This window comes from Paenibacillus sp. J31R109 (assembly GCF_059692055.1).
This window is the reverse complement of record NZ_JCAUAR010000006.1, coordinates 313,870-331,693: the sequence shown is the minus strand read 5'-3', so window position 1 is coordinate 331,693 and position 17,824 is coordinate 313,870. Positions and strand designations below refer to the sequence as shown.

Sequence of the window (17,824 nt, the reverse complement as noted above, 5' to 3'; positions counted from 1 at the left end):
ATCACCTCAATAAGTTATTTGTACTTCTCTATGATAATGGAAAGTAAATCTGCCAGTCAAATGCAAGGAGACTTAACTCTCATAGGCTCGCTTCAGCGCGGCAATATCGATCTTCTGCATGCCGAACATTGCATTCATGACATGTCTGGATTTCACAGGATCCTCAGAGTAGAGCAATTCACCCAATACTGTGGGAATGATTTGCCACGACAAGCCAAATTTATCCTGTATCCAACCGCAGCGTTGAGGTTCTCCGCCTTCAGATAGCTTCTCCCACAGGAAGTCGACCTCAGCTTGCGTATCACAATTGACGAACAAAGACAGAGCAGGTGTGAATTTGAATAATGGCCCGCCATTTAAAACCATAAACCGTTGCCCATTGAGCAGAAATGTACCTGAGATGACCTTTCCTTCGGGGCCAGAGCGTTGGACATTTTCAATCTTGGAATCGCTGAATATGGAGGTGTAGTAGTTCATCGCCTCTTCGGCATTGCCGTCGAACCATAAGAATGGATTGATCTTTTGCATGTCAGCAACTCCTTTTTTACATGATTGTACCACAAATGACGATGAGTTCTATCCAAACAACGGCGATGCCAAAACCGTCGCCCCAATAAAGACAACCTGCAACGCAACCCGAATAGCCAACCGAGGCACCGGTTTACCGCCAATCGTGAGTTTCTCGCGCGCGGCGTAGATGTTCGCTGGAAACATAGCAATCAGTAGGAGCGTTAGGCCAATGGAGGCAGCTAGGGATGTAATAGGTAATAGGATGCCTACTGCACCTGCAAGCTCGAGGTATCCGGTAATCGTAACAATTAGCGCAGGTTTTTGAAAGTAGGGAGGAACCATCCGAACGAGGTCAGGTCTTCTTTTTCCCCAATGCGCCGAGGCTGTTAAAAGTAACATGATGGCTAATGCGACTTGTAAAGCGGAATGCCACTCATTGAAATAAGTCCAACCGAGATAACCAAGTCCCCGGAACAAAATAAAGGATGAAACTAGCGCAATAAATGGCGCCATACGAATCCCTCCCGTTCGTTATTTTTTCAAAATCGCAGACATAAACGTCGAAACTTCACTTGAAAGACTCTCCGAAGGGGTTCCAAAAGAAGATCGCACACGCAGGCCAAGCGATAGGAGTACAAACATCTCAGCGGTTTGGTCCGCATGAACTGTCTCGACAATTACGCCATGCTGTTGACCTAGCAAGATCCACTGCTTCGCAAAGGAAACGGAACGCACATAGAAATGTTGAAGCACCTTGGCGATTGTAGGATCATCTTCTTTACCTAACAAATATTTGATGATTTTGTTCGTTATTTCGTTTGGATTTTCCAGAGCGGCAAAATTGTTGGTAATACTTTGCATAGGGCCTTCAAACGTTTTGGAGGCTTGCTCTGTCTCATGCAGAAACTTCGTATGGATGGCTTCTAGCCGTTCATGCAGCACCCAAGCGTAAATTTCATCTTTACTTTTGACGTAGTGAAAGATAGCTCCTTTAGAAAGGGAGGATAGCTCCATAATATCCTTCATGGTGATGGCATGGCAGCCTTTGACCAGCAGCAATTCTTTAGTTGCCTCGAGTAATTTGCGCGTGGTCAGTTCCCGGCGTTCTTCATTCTTCATCCGACGATTCCTCCGTATAGGAAAATTGTTCCTGTAGTCATTATATAAACAGACCGTCGGTTTGTAAATAGGTAAAACGACGCCTTTAGAATCAGTCTCAATCGAACGTCGTTTTTCTTTATAGATTAGCCCGATATTGCCCTGGCGTTACCCCTGTCCATTTTTTAAATGCGTTTTGGAATGCGCTTGGTTCAGAAAAATGCAGGACATAAGCGATTTCACCAACGGAATATTCCCATTTACGAAGATAGCCCATGGCTAATTCTTTGCGTAGTTGGGTTGAAATTTCATTGTAGGTCGTTCGCTCTTCTTTTAATTTGTGCTGGAGGGTTCGCGAGCTCATCTGAAAATAATCAGCGGTTTGCTGTACGGTGGGGAAGTAAGAAGGCTGGCAGGCGTGCATCCACTGCACAACTTGATCTGTGAAACGGCTTGTTTCGGTTAGTTTCTGCCTCGTTTCTTGCGCTATGTTTTCAAATACCGTTAATAATTTGGCATCGGAATACAGAACAGGATAAGAAAGAACGTCCTTTGGGAATCGCAACTTATTTTCACTAGCTCCAAATTGAGGAATCCTGCCCAATATGGACTCATAAGGTGTTACATCCGAGGGAGCATCGTGGCTAAACGACACGTGTAATAGTGGAATACGTTGATTACTTAGTCTGCTTATTAACCGATATAGGGAGCTTGCCATATCTTCGATACAATGTCGAGACATCGTTCCTTGTTCGGGATGCTGTAAAAACATAGCAATCTCCACATGATCATCATGCATGTTCCAGTCCAAATTAAACCCGCTGCAGAGCAGCACATTATATCTTTGATAAGCCGTTAGCGCCTCAAGGACGGAAGCGGAATGCATCATGACATAGCCAAGAATGCCCATATCGCTAAACTCCATCATTTGCCCTTGATGCAAGCCGAAATGCTCGTCTTGTGTGAATTGTGCCGCGGCGATCGTTATGCGCTCCAACTCTTCGCCTGAAATGCGCGTCTCAACATCTCGCAGAAGACTAGCGTCAAAGGCAGCGAATTGGCAAAATTGCTCCGTGTTATAGCCTTTATGAACGAGCGTTTTCATAATGGGGTACACCATGGAGATGGCAACTCCTTGACTTTTCAAGTTGAAAATCCCTCCTTTGCGCAAATAAGCAATTGGATTGCGTGCTTGATCATTCATTTCTCTCCACAGGTATTCTATGCTGATTATAGTCGCAAACAAGGAGGAAATCATCTTGAAATCCAATATTCTTATTATTAATGGGCACCCTGATCCCGAAAGCTATTGTGCAGCATTAACCGACGCTTATATCGCCGGAGTCTCGAATAGCAACTCGGTTATTCAGCGCATCGATATTCACGCATTGGCTTTTGATCCCAATCTACAGTTTGGCTATCGTCAGCGCACGGAGCTTGAAGATGATTTGTTAAAAGCGCAGGCATTAATTCGCTGGGCAGATCATCTTGTCTTTATCTATCCCACGTGGTGGGGCGCCATGCCTGCCATGATGAAGGGCTTTATTGATCGCAGCTTTTTACCCGGATTCGCCTTCAAATATCGGGAGAAATCCGCGTTCTGGGATAAGCTTCTGACCGGAAAATCTGCCCATCTCATTGTAACGACAGATACCCCTGCTTGGTACAGCCGTTGGGTTAACAAACATGCAGGGTACCGTGTGATGAAACACAATGTATTACAATTTTGTGGAATTACGCCTGTACGAATTACGGAGATTGGGCCCGTGAAGCCATCCTCCCCAGAGAAACGAACCAAATGGTTAGAGAAAGTGAAACAGCTTGGGATGAAATTAGCCTAGTTTTACAAACAAATAAGCGGCGCGTTTGATTTATGGTGTATCTGATGGAAGCTCGCCAAGAAGGGCTTTGAACCATTCTTTTGCAAAAGAGTGCGAACGAATCCCATAATCGAGCGTTTTGATCTGATAAGTAAGGATTTCTGCATAAGGGGCTGGAACTTGAATGTTCTGAAGCCCCTTGTCCATGTGCTGGAGTTCTGTCTCTACTTTTTCAATTTGGGTGATGATTTGAATAAGGATGGCTCGTCTATCTGCAAGGGATTCCACGAGTCCCAAGAAGAACACTTTAGCTAGGGCTGTGGATTCTAGCCTGCTTGTGGGTATTTCTGAGCCCATCCACGAATAGAAAGCCTCTTTGCCTTTATCGGATATGACATAAACTTTTTTATTCCGTCCCCGATCTACGTGCTCCTCAAAGTTAATATCACCTTGTTGCACTAATTTCTTTAATGCTGTTTGCAAACTGCCGTAGCTGGCGCTATAGAATAAGGCAACGCCTTGTTGAAATGCTTTATTAAGCTCATAAACCGTTTGATTCTTCAAAATTAATAAACCGAGAATGACAAATTCCATGTGGCGACTCCCCCTAGGTGTGTTGACGTAAGACTTGTCCATATATTACGCTAAGATATATTGCTAATAGTAGCATTGGGCGTCCGGGAACACAATGAGTCAGGGGAGGATTCATATGGCGATGTTTGTTCGAAAAGCATGGAGCAAGGAACGAGCTTCTCAGCATCTCGATGCGTACTTTTCACGATTACTTAAGAACAGCCGTCATCAAACCAGCTTACAAGTATGGATGGAAAGCAGCGGGTTTACCTATCGCTATGCTGCAGGGAGAATATCCGCCAATAAGGATGCAGCAGTCTCCCTTAATCAACCTTTTCATACAGCCAGTATTGGGAAGGTGTTTACAGCTGTCATCATCATGAAGCTCGTTGAGCGTGGTCATCTTTCACTAGGAGATCCCATTTGTAAGTACGTAACACCAACGGAGTTAACCCATCTCTTCGTGTATCGAGGAGTTGACTATGCGAGTCAAGTGACTATCCATCAGCTCTTAGGGCACACCTCGGGTGTGGCTGATTACTTTGAAGATCCTGTCCTGCACAAGCCTTCGTTCATCCAACGCATCATTGCCAATCCCGATGAAGTGTGGACACCGGATGCCTTACTAGATTTTACGAGGAACAATCAATTCAATCATGGTCCCCCTGAATCGTGCTTCCATTACTCCGATACGGGATATATTCTGCTTGGACGGATGATCGAGCGTATCACAGGCAGATCCTTTAGTGAGAACTTGCACCTCGACATATTCAGTCCCCTGCAAATGAATGATTCGTACTTGATGTTCTTTCCCCAGCCCCAACAGGAGAGAGCAGAACCCATTCAAGATATCTGGTTAAACACAGTTGAAATCAGCCGTTTTCCAAGCTTAAGCTGCGATTGGGCGGGTGGGGGCATCGTGACGACTCCCCAGGATCTCCTCATTTTTCAAAAAGCACTCCATCATGGAACATGCATCAGTCAAACATCGCTACAAGCCATGACGACCTTTAAGCATAAATTTCGAAGTGGCATTCATTATGGGTTAGGTATGATGGAACTTCATTTCGAGGAATTTTTCTTTTTGCTCAGAGGACTTCCAAGACTCCAAGGGCACAGTGGGATACTCGGAACCCATATGTTTAGCCATCCAGAATCGGAAACGCATATCGTCATGAATTTTGGTTCAACGAAGTCGATTGTTCGAAGTTACAAGGCGTTGATTGAAGTCATGATGACGTTAAAAAGAATGCAAATATGGGCTTAGTACTATTCGGAACAGCTTAGATTTTTGTTGAGGAGGCACATGCTGACACATGTTTAATGCTGAATTTAATGCAGAATTTGATCGACAAATCAGTAATTTGATCCATAGAGAATATCCCCAGGTAGTTGGTGTAACTGAAGAGGAATTCATGAAGGAATTGGCGCCGCTTAGGAATAAAGTCCTCGAATTAAATCCTGTCTCCATCGAAGTGCAAGGAGCGATCATTTCATTTGTCATTGTGATAAAAAGCTGTTGGGTACATGCTGAGCAAGCGATGCAGCTTGTGGAGCGCGAAGGGAAGAATGGGTTCAGTGTTATGGATGTGCATGATCTCAGTAGATTTGAGCCTGTTGAGGGGATACAGCTTCCAGAAGGTAGAGCCTATTTGATAACAGATATCGATACAGGAAAAAGCACGCTCAATGTGACACCGAATGCAGCATTTACCCTCATTGCGCAGGAAAACCGTCTCCCACTTACGCTAGAGGAGGGAATTAGCTTAATTACCCATTATCCAGATAGATTGCAGAAAAATAACGGCTTCTCTTTACTCGGCTCTCGTTGCGGTGATCGAAGAGTCACGGCTTTATGGATTAGCGAGAAGAGGCCGAAGCTTGGGTGGTGTTGGGCAGGTAACCCGCATACCTGGCTGGGTTCTGCTTCTTGCGGATCAAGAATAGGAGGGTAGCCGTAATACGGCCTCCCTCCATGATATCATCCGCTATACGATTTTCATGATTTTGCCATCCTGTGTGCATAAGTACAATTCACCAGCTGCATCCGTACCGAAGGAAGCGATATGCAGACCTGATGCTAGCAGGGTTTTATTTGTAACCTTGCCATCACTGGCTAGCGACATTGCCCATATATTTCCTGTGCCATAATCGGCATAGACATACCAGCCTTTAAGTTCTGGCACCTTTATGCCCCTGTATACATATCCTCCGGTGACGGAGACACCTTGATCACGGCCATAGGTAAACAGTGGTTGCTCTAAACCAGTTTTATTGCAGCCAGTTTTCGGTTCGTAGCACTCGAATCCTTCCTGAATGCGCCAACCGTAATTTTTACCTTTTTCCACGATATTAATTTCTTCAAATCTATTCTGACCAACATCTGCTGCCCAGAGCTTCCCTGTAACGGAATCGAAACTGAATCGCCAAGGATTCCGTAGTCCATACGCATAGATTTCTTTAGCTCCTTTGTTAATAAAAGGGTTGTCAGCAGGAATCGCATAGAGGAGCCCATTTGCTTGTTTATCTACGTCGATACGAAGTATTTTGCCAAGTAAAGATTGCAGGTTCTGGCTGTTATTTTGAGGATCCCCGCTGCTGCCGCCATCACCAGTTGCGATGTATAAATAGCCATCAGGACCGAATGCCAATTGTCCACCATTGTGATTAGGGTACGGCTGTTTGAAGGTAAGCAACACTTTCTCACTTTTTGGATCTAGAAGAGCAGGGTTAGCAGGATCAGCGTCATAACGTGCGATAATCGTATGCGTTTCGGTCGTGTAATTCACGTAAGCCTGAGTCGGATGTTTGGGATGGAAGGCTAATCCAAGTAATCCTTGTTCATTTCCACTATCGTTGACGCGAGCAGTAATATCTAGGACGAGAGATGGCTTTTCCTTCGGCTTATTGATATTCACACTCAAGATGCGACCAGGCTGCTCGACGATATACAACAGCTCCGGTTTGCCAACGCGATGCTCAATTCCGACGGGATGATCGAAAATCGTCGGTTCGAACATATTCGTTAACGAAATGCCGTTCGATGTCGTGGACGAAGGTTCCGTATTCTTTGACCCGAAGCAAGCGGTAAGTAGTAACAACAGGAATAGGCTCATTGAAGCAAGGACATAACGTTTCATCTAGAATAACCTCCTAATAAGATCAACTTATCGATATTCTGGCAGCTATCATTCGAGATTTTTCGTCAGCAGTGCTATACTAGAAAGAAAAAGGGGAGCTTTGTCATGAAAGATTCGCAGAAAGAAGTATGGCTAAAAAGAAAAAAATTAGGTCGCTCTCGATATTTAATCATGTTTGGGATCGTGCCTTGGGGAATCGGAGCAGCGTTACTCACGACAATCATTGAATTTATCAGCTTTCAATCCATTAATTCCGTTTGGATTCCTATTCGACTCCTCGTATTCGCTTTCATCGGCTTTTTCGTTGCTAATGGGCGTTGGATGACGATGGAAAACCGCTTTGAGCCACCTGCACCGAGACGACCATAGGGTCGTTTTTTTTTACCCCATTACGCATCTCGATAGGCCGATAGGAGTAGAGAACTGCAAAAATACATCTTTTTTAAGGAGAATCGACCGTTTATCGAAGAATTGCTGCGAAAATACATCCTTTTTTACCGATGTTCCATAAAAAGGAGCAATTTGGTGGAAAAAGATGCATATTCGCATCTTTCCTAATAGATCGCAACTTCTTTAGTGGAAAAAGATGTATATTCGCATTTTTTTATATTTTCAGACACTAGGCGTAAACCAGATCTCCCGGAAATCAATCCAGCCTAAATCATTAATCGTTACCCCTTTGATGGAGTCATGATAGGTTGTTTGTTGAGACCGATGAAGGACGAATAAGAACGATTTCTCCGCTTGAAGCTCGGCTATTAATTCATGTAAACATACAATACGCTCATCCAGACTAGGATTACTCAAAATCTCTTCCATTTGCACATCTACCCACGCCAATCGTTCTGTGTTCAAATGTGCCCGGACATAGCTGTTGCTTTGTTTCAATGTTTGAATAATATGAAGATCATAATTGCTTTCCATGCAGATGTGATAAAAAATAAGATCGGCTTCGTCAATGGTAGCCATTTGCGTCATATCCGATTCACTCCGGATCGTGATCTCAATGGGAATACCAATCTGTGCGCACTGCTGGCAAATCCACATTGCATCATCATTATTATTCCGATAGACATACATATGTAAGGTCTCACCGTTGTAACCCATTTCATCCAGTAAACGCTTCGCTTCAATCTTATCCGTTCTTGACTTCACTAACGGCTCCATCGTAGGGATAAAACTGTGAGCAGGTGCCTCTCTAAAGCCCCCTAACTCTTCAATCATACGCTCACGATCTATGACCAGATCAACCGCTTTACGAAAGTTGGGATGGGACTGCGGGCCACGCTTAGTACGGTTAAATGTTAATAAACTGCAGCCCATGATTGTTTGTTCAATTTGATGCCATTCTGAGTCTTTATCAATGACACCTACAGGTTTACTGGAATTTGACTGCCCACGGTACACTTGGATCTTATCCCAGCTTGGTGTTGCTTCTTGGAGATCCGAGGGCAACAGCCAAAATTCGATGAGATCCATGTGAGGCCTAACACCGAAATAGCTATCAAACGCACGCAATTTGCAAATGTAATCGTCGTTTCTCTCTAGCCGGAACGGTCCTGTTCCAATGGGCATGCGTCCGAATATGGATTCATTATCCTGGCAGATTTCTTCTGGAACAATAGCCATTGAGGTATGCGCCAGCTGTTGAAGAAACAGCACATTCGGTTGACTCAATTCAATGGCGACTGCACTTCGATTCAGGACTGTAATGGCCTCAATGCTCTCGGTAATCCAACCTTGCGTCGCCGACTCGCCTAACTTCTTTAATCGCGATAGCGTGTAGCTCACATCATGAGCTGTCATCTCTCTGCCGTGATGGAACAGCACACCTTTGCGTAAATAAAACGTATAATACAAGCCATCCTCGCTGATTTCCCAGTAATGAGCCAAGTGCGGCTCGATCACCTTTGTCTGCGGGTTATAGCGTATAAGGGTATCGAAAATTTGACTTACCAGATGAAAATCAAATGCAAAGAAAGAGTGCGCAGGGTCCAGTGTTACCAGCCATTTGTAAACAGGCACACGCAAGGTATCTTTAAATCGCTCCTCATGCTCAATGGCGCGATAGCCAAAAAAGCTGAACAACCACTCGATAAAGGAGTCCTGAAGTGCTTCTCCCTTGCCGAGTTGATGAATCAGCTCAATCGTACCTAAATAATCGCCTCGATTCGCAAGCGCCATCGCTTGTTTCGAGATCATGTCCTCGGAAGAAACCAAAAAGGTAAGCTCAGAAATATTCCCTCTACCACGACCTGGTTTCCATGAAATCCAATTCTGGTCGGTCATCTTTTTTAAAAGAATCTTCACATTCCGTGTTGAGCAATACAATCGCTCGGCTAATTCCTCTAATGTAATAGGCTGTGGCTCATGCTCAATCCCATGCTCAAAACCCGCGCGTAGCTCCAAAAAATGAGTAAGCAGCTGCATCTTCAACATCCTTTCTAAAAAGGGGAAATCATTGAAGTGAATTATACTCTTTTTGTTCCCCTTATTCCAGCGTAAACTAAGCGTATCAGGAAAAGAAAGGAAGTGATTCACATATGCAACCAACAGACCTCTATGTATCAGAGAAATTGATGGAGTGGCAGCAACACGACTTGGAAAGCCAATCCCGCGAACATTGGAAATGGAAAGCGGTTCGAAAAAGAAAAGTTTCCGTGCTACTGGCTAGCTTGTTCTTCTGGATTTAATTCGATTTCGTATGGCGACAATCACGACAATCAGAATGAGCCCACACACTATACCGACTCCATCGACGACGACGTCGATACCGTGCCCCGTTCGGTCTTTCACGAACGATTGATGCCATTCATCCGTCATTGCATACAGCAATGAAATGAGGAAGGAGCTGAACAAAGCTATGTTCATTCTGACAGGCTTCGCTAGTAAAGCTATCGACCAGAGCAGGGCAAGCAAAGCGTATTCGCTAACGTGCCCTGCTTTTCTTATGAGAAATTCAATTAAATCAATGGGATCTTGCGATGAAATCACCTGCTTATCATACGTGAATTTCACTTTGGGCAGATGCTCTTTCAACTTTTCGCTGGAAAATTTCGATTCCAAATAGGGCTTCATGCTTTGCTCTGAATACGGCTCGGCTGATTTCATATAAATGAAAGCCATCCAGAGGATAGCGGCTACTAGGAACACGTAGAATACCGTTTTTGATCCAGTTAACTTCGGCATAACGGCCCCTTCCTCTTACGAATTCATTTTTTTACGAATGCTGAACAAAGCGAAAAATTCAAGAACCATGACATTCACCGCGGAGACGCCATAAAAAGCCATACCGAACATCATTTGAAACTTGTCCGTTGTCACGGATTTCCACCAAAAAACGGCAAGCACAGTCAGCGCAATATTCAGAGCCGTCGTGATCCAAAACGAGAATCCGAGTCGGTTGGTTTTTCTCATCAAAAGAACTCCGATACCGAAAGGCAAAACAAAAGCGATACCTAAAAAAATCCAATACAACACCGCGTTTGACACTTCTTCGTCACTCCCAAACGATCTACTAGTTTATACTACTAGGTTAGCATGAAAATGAGCATGAAAACAATGTTCGCTCCCTTTTGCTACAGAATGGACATAGAGCATGATAGATGCATAACTACAAGATAAATCCTATTTTTCAGCTATTGCCTGTCACCGCATATTCATGTATAATACAAAAAGTCGACGTTTGTAAGCGACATCACGGGGCCTTAGCTCAGCTGGGAGAGCGCATCGCTGGCAGCGATGAGGTCAGGGGTTCGATCCCCCTAGGCTCCATACGATAAAAAACACGATCCTTCGGGATCGTGTTTTTTTGTATGAGCCCTTAGGGAGAGAACCCCTCAGGGTTCGCCCGCGCGGACGGAGCTGAAGGCGAAGGAGCACGGCGTCTGAATCCACCGCTAAAAGTCCTCGTAGAGTATGCTTCGTCAGCCAGTTAAATCAGGATTCGGACATCCCCCTAGGCTCCATACGATAAAAAACACGATCCTTCGGGATCGTGTTTTTTTGTATGAGCCCTTAGGGAGAGAACCCCTCAGGGTTCGCCCGCGCGGACGGAGCGGAGTGGCTTCGAAATTCGAATATTTTTATTATTAGAATTACACAAAATAAGGTTCAATGACCTTGAGTGTATATCGTTATTTTGATAAAATAACGATATATTGACCGGGAGGAGAATTAACATGCCCACTATTCGACCAAGCTCAGATCTAAGAAATCATTATAACGAGATATCAGAGTATTGCCATAAATATGATGAACCTGTATACATTACGAAGAATGGCCAAGGTGATTTGGCTGTAATGAGTATTGAAACGTACGAAAAAATAGTTGGAAAGTTCGAACTGTATAAGTTGCTGGATGAAGGCATGGATGCATTGAAGAAGCAGAAGGTTCGACCTTTTCGTGAGGCGCTAGCAGACATCGAACAAGGGATTCAAGAGTGAGTCTAAAATATCAATTAGTGATCACTGAACTGGCAGAAGCGGATTTGCGAGACATCGCTAACTATATCGCAAACGAATTATTGAATCCGACAACTGCAAGAAAATTAATTGGCAGAATCGCTGAGGCAACTTTTCAATTAGAACAAATGCCTTTTAGAAACGGATTAGTTCGTGATAAACGATTGGCAGCGAGTGGTATTCGACATTTACATGTGGACTCTTATATCGTTTTCTATATTGTCTCGGAACAAGAAGAAACCGTTACAATTATTCGGATTCTTTACGGAAAGAGGCACTGGAGCAGCTTACTCTAAGGCGAAGGAGCACGGCGTCTGAATCTACCGCTAAGAGTCCCCTTCGAGTAAGCATCGTCAACCATTTAAATCAGGATTCAGACATCCCTCTAGGCTCCATACGATAAAAACCACGATCCTTCGGGAGCGTGGTTTTTTGTATGAGCCCTTAGGGAGAGAACCCCTATAGTTTTACCTTAACATTTAATGCAATCACTTCGCTGGTGGAATACTTTGTGGATTGTTAAACACGTTATTAGGGTCATACTTAGCTTTTACTCTCCGCAGCCTTTCATAATTCTTACCATAGTATACTGGTCCAGAATGTTTTATACCTTGATCCGGAACGTTTATATAGGACCCTACGATATAAGGCTGTAACTTCTTCCTGGTATTCCGAGCTAGCGCAATATTTTTAGCTGCATGAGGTGGTTTAACCCACGAGGTGTTCCACTCTACATAGAATTTTGGATCACGCCAGTAGAACGCGGTAGCTTTAGGAGCGATGCGGCGTACAGCTCCACCCCAATTGAGGAAGAAGAATCCTGCCGGAGTACCCGCCTCTGCTTTTTCAAGGAATTCACGCATAGTCTTATAGGCTTTATCTGGGAATGGACATCTGCCGAAACCACTTGAGAATTGATTACTGAACTTCTGTGTAAGTATCGGATCGGGAGCTAACATAAACTTCGTGGCTTCCAAGTACGGCAAGAACTTGATGGTTTTTTTAGTCGGAGTTCCGACACTTAAAATAGGCTTTAGAAAGCGCACGGCTTCTTCTTTTGAACCGAGGTACAGCCCTAACATACTCACATTGCCGCCATTTTTAGGACCAACATTTAGCTCGCTGCCTAGTTTAGTGCTAGTTGAAGGAGCCCAAATCTGCCATTTCTTTACGACTGCCTCAAACTGTTTCCATGGCCACGTGATTTGGAAGACGGTTGCCTTGGCAGGAGCGCGAAGTACTTTAAATTTGTACTTCGTATATACGCCAAAGTTACCACCGCCACCACCGCGGGAAGCCCACAAGAGATCAGAGTTACGTTTGTTATTTGCAACGATTACTCTTCCCTTCGCATCAACCATTTCAATTTCGAGAAGGTTATCGCTTATGAGCCCGATCGTCCGTAGGAGTGGCCCGATTCCTCCACCGAGTGTGATTCCACCGATGCCAACAGTAGGGCTGTCACCAAAAGGTGCGATAAAACCTTTTCGGGCAAGCTTATCTACTATTCTTCCCACTCGATTACCTGATTCCACAACAACTGTTCCAAGTTTTCTGTTGAGTTGAATTTTCTTCATCTCACTTACATCAATAACAATGCCTCCATTGACTTGTGACAGGTTCGTTTCCAATGCATGTCTTCCACTTCTTGGGCGAATGGGGACATTATTTTTACGTGCCCATCTAATAGCGTTTGCTACATCAACAGTTCTTTGAGCAAAAACAAATACTTTCGGAAATCTATCCGTATGAGGATCCCAATTCTTTCGTGCCGCATTATACCCCGTATCTCCTTTGAAGATCACACGCCCCGTAAGTCCCGTTTTCGATATCACAACGCCATCTCCCTGTGAGTTATTGACTATTCTTGCGTACAAATACCGTGCATCATACAACGTATGAAGGATACTGGTCTTGGGTATAGGCTTAAGTTTATAGGGGGGATTTATTCTAAGAAAGATATACGATTGTACAATGAAGGCGAACTCTCGTTCCCTTACCTGTGTGTTGCTCAGTTTGTATCAAAAACAGAAACAAAACCCTTTCGACTTCCTATAAGGAAGTGAAAGGGCTGAATAGTTAGTCCTCGACGTCTACTCGAATCCTGTGTGTTAACTTATGGTTTTACTTGAATCAGATTAGCTTTTACAAGCATCCGTTGAACGATAACAGCTGTTTCTGCTCTAGTTATTTCGCTCGTTGGTTGTAGTCCGATATTGGAACCTTCAACCAACTGATATTTAACTGTTGCAGCCGTTGCTTGTTTAGCCCATTCACTAACTTCCATACTGTCGGAGAAGCCGGATAATAAACCTTCCGTTTCCGTTTGGCTGATTCTTGTTTCTAGGCCTGCAATTTTCATAGCTCTAGCGATCATTACCAACGCTTCTTCATGTGTGATTGTTTGTAGGGGACGGAACGTTCCATCCTCATATCCTTCAATCATTTTAAATTCTTGTGCTTTCGCTACAGCACCTAAGTACCAGTCACTGGATTTTACATCCGCAAAAGCTGCGGTTTTACCATTCTCGGCCAGCCCAAGCGCCCTTACTAGAATAGTGGCAAATTCTGCACGGTTGATTGCGGAATCCGGTTTAAAATGGCTGCCGTCAACACCATTTATGACCATTCTGGATGCCATATCGTTTACCGCATTTTTAGACCAATGTCCTTCCAGATCTGCAAATGTCGCGCTGTTCCAAATTAACGAGTATAAGCTGTTCGTCAAACTGTTCACAACCGCATAGTTTTTTCCGTCACGGGTAATGACATAGGTAGGTACGTGGCGGATGGCCCCATCTTCTTCCAAAACAACAGCCGTTGTAACTTTGCTCGGTTCTACATCTGATGGAAGAGGAATTTCACGTGTGACATAGGAACTAAACTGGTCTACAGCAACTGACTTTCCGTTGTATGTAGCCGTTACTGTAAACTCGACTGGCGAAACAACAACGGAAAAATGACCTTTTTCCGCCGAATTTTCCATCAATTGAGTCTTGGAACTGTCACTCTTGGCAATGTCTACATGGATCACAATGTCCGACAATTTGACTTGCTCTCCGAGCTGTGTAGATAAACTGTCGATTAGCAGTTGGGCTGCGGGCAGTTTGTAAGTACCGGTTCCTGTTTGGATTTCTAAAACGGATTGCTTGTTCTCCAATGTTTTAATGGTATCTCCAGTCAACAACACGCTGAATTTGTCCGCATCTTGCGTCACAGGAATGACAATAGTAGATTGCTGGTTCACCTGGTCCAATTGTTTTGCTAATTTGGCCGCATCCACGGACGTTGTAACTATGCTTTTACCATTCTCATTTGTAACCTTGACGGTCGCTATTTGACCTTGTACTTTACCGTCTACAATAATGTCTAAACCATTTGGCGTCTGCTGTGGTGCTGAATCCGATGAAGACGAACTTGAACTGTTCGCTCTTTGAACAACAATGGTATACACGTTCTTCGTTGTGTTGTCCTCTGCCGTTACCTCAATTTCGACGGTATTCTGTCCGACATTTAACGCTAGATCGTTGGTTAGGGGACCATAATCTCCTCCGTTGACACGTACCTGGAACGTTGAATCATTATTGTAAACAGCTGCACTTACCGTCAAACTGTACACGCTGTTAGCTACGGTAGCATTGTAATTCGTCGTACTAGAGGAAAATGCTGGGGATAACGTGCCTGAGCTTAATAAAAGGTTATCCAAATTTGCATTGTCGCTAGGCACGCGAGTGACGGAAATGGTGTACGTTTTCTTCGTGATACCGTCCAGTGCCGTTACCTGCACATTAATCGTATTTGCCCCCATATTCAAGTGGAGATTGCCGCTGGTGCTGCCTGTTATGTCCTGATAAACGGCGCCGTTCACACTCACTTTCATCGTGGAAGCATTCTGATAGGTTGCTGCGGTTACGGACACATTGGAGGTGCTAACCACACTTGAGGTGTAGCTGGTTGTGTCTGAATCGAAAGGCTCAGTCATCGTACCTTGGTTAAGTGACAAGCTGTTGAGATCCGCGCTAGGCGTAATTCTTTGAATCTCTCCAGGACCGTTAAATGCAAAAGTTAAAGAGCCTGAAGCTTCTTTATAATAAGATGTCAGAACTAAACTGTAGAAGGTATTTGCTTGCAGATATATGCCCGTCAATTTCGAGCGCTTGTTGCTACCGCTTATATCGTCATGTCCTGCAGTAAGATTTCTAAGAGCGTCTAATGGATTTAAGCTTGGATAAAAACTTCCCGTATATAAGAACAAAAAGGTATCATCTGTCGCATAGGTGTTGATCCCATTATAACTTGGCGGTTTTCCCATCAATGATGCGGCAGTCAGTTCAATATCGTAATTTCCGCTAACGGTAGGAGTGAATGGTAGAAAGTAATAATTGCGCGTGTCTGCACTTGCTGTGCCTGCAGAAAAATTGGATGTATAAACATCCGTATATGGCGCTGGCATCGTTGCTTTGATGTAAGTATTAGCCGTATTCAGTGTACCGTTAAAAGTTGTCGTGATCCCGGCAACTCCCGCCAATACTGCAGGTGTACCCGCGATTGTAGACAAAATCATAGCAACTATCAGCGAAAATGAGATAGCCACCTTCTTTTTCCTTACTATGTAAACGAACATTTCGGTCAAGCTTGTTTTCTTTTTCAAACAACATCTGCCTCCTTGCATTTTGTATGATTCCTTCTCAGATTTCACTGAAACTTTGGAGAGTAACTTCTACCTAGCATTCTTTTATTTCCACAGCGCTTATTTACATCAACCGCATTCCTCCGATGTCTAGTCTTATGTTGTCGCACATAACAAGTAGTTTATCACATAATAATCGACATTTCTCGACAAAATATTTAATACTTCAATATAAAATACTAGATTTTACTTTTATTAGTAAGAATTGTAGGTAAAAAGTCACAAAATTATCATTTGAATGTACGACTGATGATTTCGAGTAGGATATTGATAGAGTAAAAAGTACTGGTATCCTGAGATCGCCTTTTGGACTGCAGTACTAATCGGCGTTAAGATGCTAATCGTGTGTCTCTCGAAGGTAGGCTTGCTTTATGCCTAATTTTAATGTCATGCAAATATGTACAAACTCCCAAGCGAAGTTTCCCATATTCTACTAGGAAGAATAGCAAAGGAGGGGTTTCTGATTAGTCAAATTAAAGTCATTGCGACAATACCTGTAGGGAGAAGGCCATCAGATATCGCGTTAAACGAACGAACGAATTTGTTGTATGTCCCGAGTAATGGGAGTGATACGGTATCCGTAATTAGCGCCCGATCGAATCGAGTGATCGCGACGATCGCAGGAATTGAAGGGGCTATCTCTGTGGCTATCAATCCGCGAACGAATCAGATTTATGTGGCTGGTTTGTCAGGAAAATTGTTCATCATCAACGGCAACAAAAATAAGCTAACGCATACGTTCGATGTAGGAGGAGGCTTCGCTTCTCTTGCAGTGAATGTCAAGACGAATAAAGTGTACGCGGTGAATCTAGATCGAAATTCGATCACGGTATTGAATGGGAACAAGAAGAAAATCGTTGCGACTATAAGCGTAGGCATGCAGAGACCAAGCGTCGCATCCCCTCATACAATTGTAGCCAATCCATTCACGAATCGTATTTATGTGCTGAATCCGGGTGGAGACACGGCAACAGTCATCAAGGGCAGCACGGATCGCGTAATGGGCACGATTAAAGTGGGACAGGGGCCGTTTTCACTAATCATTAATTTGCGTACCAATCGATTGTATATCGCACTTGAAGAGAACCGCAGCGTTGCTGTTGTTAATGGGCAAACCAACAAAAGAATAGCAACCATTCCGAATGTTGGTGATATCGATTTGTTGGCTGTCAATCCTATAACAAATCGTGTATATGCGCCAGACGATACGACGAACAGCGTTAAGGTAACGGTTATCTCGGGAAAAACCAATACCATTATCGCCACAATCCAAAATGGCGAATCGCCGCGAATTCCTGTTGTTAACCCCAAGTTGAATCGCATTTACATCGCAACTTCGGGTGAAGATACGCCGACGAGCTTAGCAAGTGTCATTAACGGGAAGAATAACAAAATTATCAAATCAAACCTGCGAATCGGGCGAGGAGCATCGGCAGGTTGTTTCAACGAAAGGAACAATCGCGTTTATTTTACGAACGAAGAAGGAGATACCGTTACCGTGCTTTCAGGATAATGGTATGGGCGGACTAT

Annotated in this window: 19 protein-coding genes and 1 tRNA gene; 9 read left to right on the top strand and 11 right to left on the bottom strand. The window is 44.0% G+C overall.

Annotation, left to right across the window (positions count from 1 at the left end):
- Positions 1-72: 72 nt before the first annotated feature.
- From AC58QT_RS18380 to AC58QT_RS18365, 4 genes are all read right to left on the bottom strand, one after another.
- Positions 73-528, bottom strand: a complete 456-nt coding sequence (locus AC58QT_RS18380) for a VOC family protein (protein WP_497410277.1) — start codon at positions 526-528, stop codon at positions 73-75.
- A gap of 48 nt (positions 529-576) precedes the next feature.
- Entirely contained in the window at positions 577-1,023 is a 447-nt protein-coding gene (locus tag AC58QT_RS18375; RefSeq protein ID WP_497410276.1) for a DoxX family protein, read from the bottom strand.
- A gap of 18 nt (positions 1,024-1,041) precedes the next feature.
- The gene (locus AC58QT_RS18370) at positions 1,042-1,629 is read right to left on the bottom strand and encodes a TetR/AcrR family transcriptional regulator (protein ID WP_497410275.1); all 588 of its coding nucleotides are present in this window, start codon (positions 1,627-1,629) and stop codon (positions 1,042-1,044) included.
- A gap of 118 nt (positions 1,630-1,747) precedes the next feature.
- Positions 1,748-2,755, bottom strand: coding sequence for an AraC family transcriptional regulator (locus AC58QT_RS18365; RefSeq protein WP_497410274.1), 1,008 nt, complete (start codon positions 2,753-2,755; stop codon positions 1,748-1,750).
- A gap of 112 nt (positions 2,756-2,867) precedes the next feature.
- Here AC58QT_RS18365 and AC58QT_RS18360 point away from each other — a divergent pair, with 112 nt between their 5' ends.
- The gene (locus tag AC58QT_RS18360) at positions 2,868-3,449 is read left to right on the top strand and encodes an NAD(P)H-dependent oxidoreductase (protein ID WP_497410273.1); all 582 of its coding nucleotides are present in this window, start codon (positions 2,868-2,870) and stop codon (positions 3,447-3,449) included.
- 30 nt (positions 3,450-3,479) lie between these two features.
- Here AC58QT_RS18360 and AC58QT_RS18355 read toward each other — a convergent pair whose 3' ends face one another.
- The gene (locus tag AC58QT_RS18355; protein WP_497410272.1) at positions 3,480-4,022 is read right to left on the bottom strand and encodes a PadR family transcriptional regulator; all 543 of its coding nucleotides are present in this window, start codon (positions 4,020-4,022) and stop codon (positions 3,480-3,482) included.
- 115 nt (positions 4,023-4,137) lie between these two features.
- On the opposite strand from AC58QT_RS18355, the gene AC58QT_RS18350 reads away from it, so the two are divergent.
- The gene (locus tag AC58QT_RS18350) at positions 4,138-5,268 is read left to right on the top strand and encodes a serine hydrolase domain-containing protein (RefSeq protein WP_497410271.1); all 1,131 of its coding nucleotides are present in this window, start codon (positions 4,138-4,140) and stop codon (positions 5,266-5,268) included.
- Positions 5,269-5,317: 49 nt separating this feature from the next.
- Complete coding sequence (locus tag AC58QT_RS18345) at positions 5,318-5,956, top strand: DUF5701 family protein (RefSeq protein ID WP_497410270.1); 639 nt, start codon at positions 5,318-5,320, stop codon at positions 5,954-5,956.
- 33 nt (positions 5,957-5,989) lie between these two features.
- On the opposite strand, the gene AC58QT_RS18340 is transcribed toward AC58QT_RS18345, so the two are convergent.
- The gene (locus AC58QT_RS18340; protein WP_497410269.1) at positions 5,990-7,141 is read right to left on the bottom strand and encodes a PQQ-dependent sugar dehydrogenase; all 1,152 of its coding nucleotides are present in this window, start codon (positions 7,139-7,141) and stop codon (positions 5,990-5,992) included.
- A 105-nt stretch (positions 7,142-7,246) separates the two neighbouring features.
- On the opposite strand from AC58QT_RS18340, the gene AC58QT_RS18335 reads away from it, so the two are divergent.
- Positions 7,247-7,510 (top strand): hypothetical protein, encoded by a 264-nt coding sequence (locus tag AC58QT_RS18335; protein WP_310222329.1) that lies wholly within the window; start codon positions 7,247-7,249, stop codon positions 7,508-7,510.
- A 243-nt stretch (positions 7,511-7,753) separates the two neighbouring features.
- On the opposite strand, the gene AC58QT_RS18330 is transcribed toward AC58QT_RS18335, so the two are convergent.
- A complete protein-coding gene (locus AC58QT_RS18330) occupies positions 7,754-9,571 on the bottom strand; it encodes an ABC transporter substrate-binding protein (protein ID WP_497410268.1) in 1,818 nt (605 codons plus the stop codon).
- Between the two features lie 113 nt (positions 9,572-9,684).
- Between AC58QT_RS18330 and AC58QT_RS18325 the strand changes: the two genes are divergently transcribed.
- On the top strand, positions 9,685-9,834 hold the full coding sequence (locus AC58QT_RS18325; protein ID WP_310222333.1) for a hypothetical protein: 150 nt from the start codon (positions 9,685-9,687) through the stop codon (positions 9,832-9,834).
- Here the strand turns inward: AC58QT_RS18325 and AC58QT_RS18320 are convergent.
- Both AC58QT_RS18320 and AC58QT_RS18315 read right to left on the bottom strand, forming a co-directional pair.
- The gene (locus AC58QT_RS18320) at positions 9,812-10,330 is read right to left on the bottom strand and encodes a VanZ family protein (RefSeq protein ID WP_497410267.1); all 519 of its coding nucleotides are present in this window, start codon (positions 10,328-10,330) and stop codon (positions 9,812-9,814) included. The genes AC58QT_RS18325 and AC58QT_RS18320 overlap by 23 nt on opposite strands.
- A 15-nt stretch (positions 10,331-10,345) precedes the next feature.
- Positions 10,346-10,558: a hypothetical protein gene (locus AC58QT_RS18315; RefSeq protein WP_497410266.1), complete on the bottom strand. Its 213-nt coding sequence runs from the start codon at positions 10,556-10,558 to the stop codon at positions 10,346-10,348.
- A gap of 284 nt (positions 10,559-10,842) precedes the next feature.
- Here AC58QT_RS18315 and AC58QT_RS18310 point away from each other — a divergent pair.
- From AC58QT_RS18310 to AC58QT_RS18300, 3 genes are all read left to right on the top strand, one after another.
- A tRNA-Ala gene (locus tag AC58QT_RS18310) sits at positions 10,843-10,915 on the top strand.
- A gap of 407 nt (positions 10,916-11,322) precedes the next feature.
- The gene (locus tag AC58QT_RS18305; protein WP_497410265.1) at positions 11,323-11,586 is read left to right on the top strand and encodes a type II toxin-antitoxin system prevent-host-death family antitoxin; all 264 of its coding nucleotides are present in this window, start codon (positions 11,323-11,325) and stop codon (positions 11,584-11,586) included.
- Complete coding sequence (locus tag AC58QT_RS18300) at positions 11,583-11,900, top strand: type II toxin-antitoxin system RelE/ParE family toxin (protein WP_497410264.1); 318 nt, start codon at positions 11,583-11,585, stop codon at positions 11,898-11,900. Before AC58QT_RS18305 ends, AC58QT_RS18300 begins: the two co-directional genes overlap by 4 nt.
- Before the next feature lie 192 nt (positions 11,901-12,092).
- Here AC58QT_RS18300 and AC58QT_RS18295 read toward each other — a convergent pair whose 3' ends face one another.
- Positions 12,093-13,436 carry an FAD-binding oxidoreductase gene (locus AC58QT_RS18295; RefSeq protein WP_497410331.1) on the bottom strand — a complete coding sequence of 448 codons (1,344 nt, stop codon included), beginning with the start codon at positions 13,434-13,436 and terminating at the stop codon, positions 12,093-12,095.
- A 284-nt stretch (positions 13,437-13,720) separates the two neighbouring features.
- Entirely contained in the window at positions 13,721-16,255 is a 2,535-nt protein-coding gene (locus AC58QT_RS18290) for a cadherin-like beta sandwich domain-containing protein (RefSeq protein ID WP_497410263.1), read from the bottom strand.
- 436 nt (positions 16,256-16,691) lie between these two features.
- On the opposite strand from AC58QT_RS18290, the gene AC58QT_RS18285 reads away from it, so the two are divergent.
- Positions 16,692-17,807: a YncE family protein gene (locus AC58QT_RS18285; RefSeq protein WP_497410262.1), complete on the top strand. Its 1,116-nt coding sequence runs from the start codon at positions 16,692-16,694 to the stop codon at positions 17,805-17,807.
- The last annotated feature ends 17 nt before the right edge of the window (positions 17,808-17,824 follow it).